Source organism: Stenotrophomonas sp. 05L44_2 (genome assembly GCF_056665995.1).
In genome coordinates, this window is sequence record NZ_JBFTNR010000512.1 from 1 (window position 1) to 3,080 (window position 3,080).

The 3,080-nt window shown below is 67.8% G+C and carries 3 protein-coding genes; all 3 read left to right on the forward strand.

The window, feature by feature from the left end; translation table 11 throughout:
• Positions 1-1,106, forward strand: a 1,106-nt coding sequence (locus AC1VAN_RS16640; protein WP_480986229.1) for a YifB family Mg chelatase-like AAA ATPase, incomplete at its 5' end; no start/stop codon positions are given.
• An 80-nt stretch (positions 1,107-1,186) separates the two neighbouring features.
• Positions 1,187-2,116, forward strand: coding sequence for a bifunctional helix-turn-helix transcriptional regulator/GNAT family N-acetyltransferase (locus AC1VAN_RS16645; protein WP_442251439.1), 930 nt, complete (start codon positions 1,187-1,189; stop codon positions 2,114-2,116).
• 415 nt (positions 2,117-2,531) lie between these two features.
• Positions 2,532-3,080: magnesium chelatase domain-containing protein (locus tag AC1VAN_RS16650; protein ID WP_480986230.1), on the forward strand; the 549-nt coding region annotated here is incomplete at its 3' end.

Consider the following 3,080-nt stretch of genomic DNA (forward strand, 5'->3'; position numbering starts at 1 on the left):
GCATCCTGATCGTGCCCCCGGGCAATGCCGCTGAAGCCGCGCTGGCCCAGCACGCCGATGTGCGCGTGGCGCGCACCCTGCTGGAATGCTGCGCCGGGCTGGGCAATCCACGCCTGCTGCCGGAGGTGGAACGCGTGGACGCCACGCCGCTGCCGCTGCCGGATCTGGCCGATGTACGCGGGCAGGCGCTCGCGCGCCGGGCACTGGAAGTGGCGGCGGCCGGTGGTCATCATCTATTGCTGATCGGCAGCCCCGGCTGCGGCAAGACCCTGCTGGCCTCGCGCCTGCCCAGCCTGCTGCCGGATTCCGAGGAGATCGATGCCCTGCAGTTGGCCGCCATTACCTCGGTCAGCGGCGAAGGGCTGGACCCGAAGCGCTGGCGACAGCGGCCGTTCCGGGCGCCGCACCACAGTGCGAGCGCTGCGGCTTTGGTGGGGGGCGGYAATCCGCCCTGCCCCGGCGAAATCTCGCTGGCGCACCACGGCGTGCTGTTCCTGGATGAACTGCCGGAGTGGAAYYGCAGTGCGCTGGAAACCCTGCGCGARCCRCTGGAGTCSGGYCACATCCGCATCTCCCGCGCGTCGCGCAGCGTGGTCTACCCGGCACGTTTTCAACTGGTGGCGGCGATGAACCCGTGCCCCTGTGGCTGGGCCGGCGACCGCAGCAACCGTTGCCTGTGCAGCGAGGAGCGCATCACCCGCTACCGCGCACGGGTATCGGGCCCGTTGCTGGATCGCATCGACCTGCACATCAACGTGARCCGCATGGATGCRGTKGARCTGCGCGAGAGCACGCCGCTGGGCGAGCCCAGCGCCAGTGTTCGCTCGCGGGTGGAAGCGGCRCATGCGCGGCAACAGGCGCGYGGYGGCCTCAACGCGCACCTGCCGCCTGCTGCCCTGCGCGCGTGCACGCGCTTGAGCGAAGCCGACCAGGACCTGCTGGAACARGCCATCGAGCGCCTGCAGCTGTCGGCGCGGGCGATGCATCGCATCCTGCGCGTGGCACGCACCATTGCCGATCTTGCCGAAAGCGAGACCATCCAGACCGCACACTTGGCCGAGGCCATTGGATACCGGCAGCTGGACCGGGGCAAGCCAGGCACATAGCGGCCCCGGCCTCACACTGTTGACTTGCTTGCCTGAGGCACACAATATTAGTTGCCTCAGGCAATAAAAGAACAACCACCATGCCCGCCCAGCACAGCCAAGCCCTCGACCGCGCCGAGCAGGTGCGTCGTTTCAACCGCTTCTATACCCGCCGCATCGGCGTGCTGCAGGACCACCTGCTGGGCAGCCCGTTTTCCCTGACGGAAATGCGTGTGCTGTACGAACTGTCGAGCCGCGGGGCAGCGCGGGCGTTGGACCTGCGCACGGAGCTGGGCCTCAACGCCGGCTATCTCAGCCGCGTGATCGCCACGCTGGAGAGCCAGGGGCTACTGGAGAAGACACCCCACCCGGACGACGCTCGCTCGCAGTTGCTGGCGCTGACCGCGCTTGGCCGGCAGACGTTCCAGCCTTTCGAAGAGGCGTCGCGCCAGGAAGTGCTGGCCATGCTGGCGCCGTTGCCGGAGGCGCAGCAGCAGGCGCTGGTGGACGCGATGGACCGCATCGGGCAACTGCTGGATACGCGCCCGGCAGATGTTGTGCTGCGCGCCCCGCAGCCGGGTGACATGGGCCTGGTGGTACACAAGCAGGCGCGGCTGTACGCGCAGGAGTACGGCTGGAACCAGGAGTTCGAGGCGCTGCTGGCTGACATCGTCGGCAAGTACCTGCGCGAGTTCGCCCCTACTTCCGACCGCTGCTGGATCGCCGACCGCCAGGGCGAGATGGTGGGCTCGGTGTTCGTGGTGCGCCACGATGCCACCACGGCCAAGCTGCGCATGCTGTACGTGGATGCCAGCGCGCGGGGCCTGGGCGTCGGCCGCCGCCTGGTGGAAGAAGCCATCGGCTTTGCGCGTGCCGCCGGTTATACCCGCATGGTGCTGTGGACGAACAAGGTGCTGCTGGATGCGGTGCGCCTGTATGAGAAGACCGGTTTTTCGCTGGTGGAGGAAGAGCACCACCACAGCTTCGGCAGTGACCAGACCAGCCAGGTGTGGGCCCGCGACCTGGCCTGAGCAGAAGCAACGGCGCAGGAGGCGCCCCTCGTCCGGAAGATTACGGAGCGGGAGTCCTATCGGGCCGGCTTCTTCCGATCAGCACAGCCACTTAGCGCCACTACATTTAGCGCCACTACTTGCAGAGAGTGGTACCTGGCAACTCGCCACTCAGCTGCCGCATCGTGGAGTCGACTGCCCGACTAAGTGGCGCGTTCTCACCCGTCGCAAGCACACGGGCACGTGCCGACAATTCTCGCTTCCGCCCAACGAACCGAGACGGAAAACGGGGCCCTGCATCGCCGCAGGGTGCCCTCTCGAAATTCCCGCTTCCCCCCAATGGTCGGAATCCCCCTAGTCGCACCACCTGAAAGTCCCGATGGCTACCCGCAGCGCGCCGCCCCACCATCAAGCGCCCCTCCGCAGGAAACCACACATGAGCCTGGCGCTGGTCCACAGCCGTGCCCGCGCCGGAGTCGACGCCCCGTTGGTACGAATCGAGGTGCATCTCTCCGGTGGTCTGCCGGTTACCCAGATTGTCGGCTTGGCCGAGACCAGCGTGCGCGAGTCACGCGAGCGCGTACGTGCCGCCTTGCTCTGTGCGCGCTTCGATTTCCCGCAGCGGCGCATCACCCTCAACCTCGCCCCCGCCGATCTTCCCAAGGAAGGCGGACGCTACGATCTGGCGATTGCCTTGGGCATCCTCGCTGCCAGTGGCCAGGTTGATCCGCAGTCGTTGCTGCAGTACGAATTCCTCGGCGAACTTGGCTTGACCGGTGAGCTGCGCGCGGTGTCTGGCGCACTGCCGGCCGCCATTGCCGCCGCCGAAGCCGGACGCATCCTGATCGTGCCCCCGGGCAATGCCGCTGAAGCCGCGCTGGCCCAGCACGCCGATGTGCGCGTGGCGCGCACCCTGCTGGAATGCTGCGCCGGGCTGGGCAATCCACGCCTGCTGCCGGAGGTGGAACGCGTGGACGCCACGCCG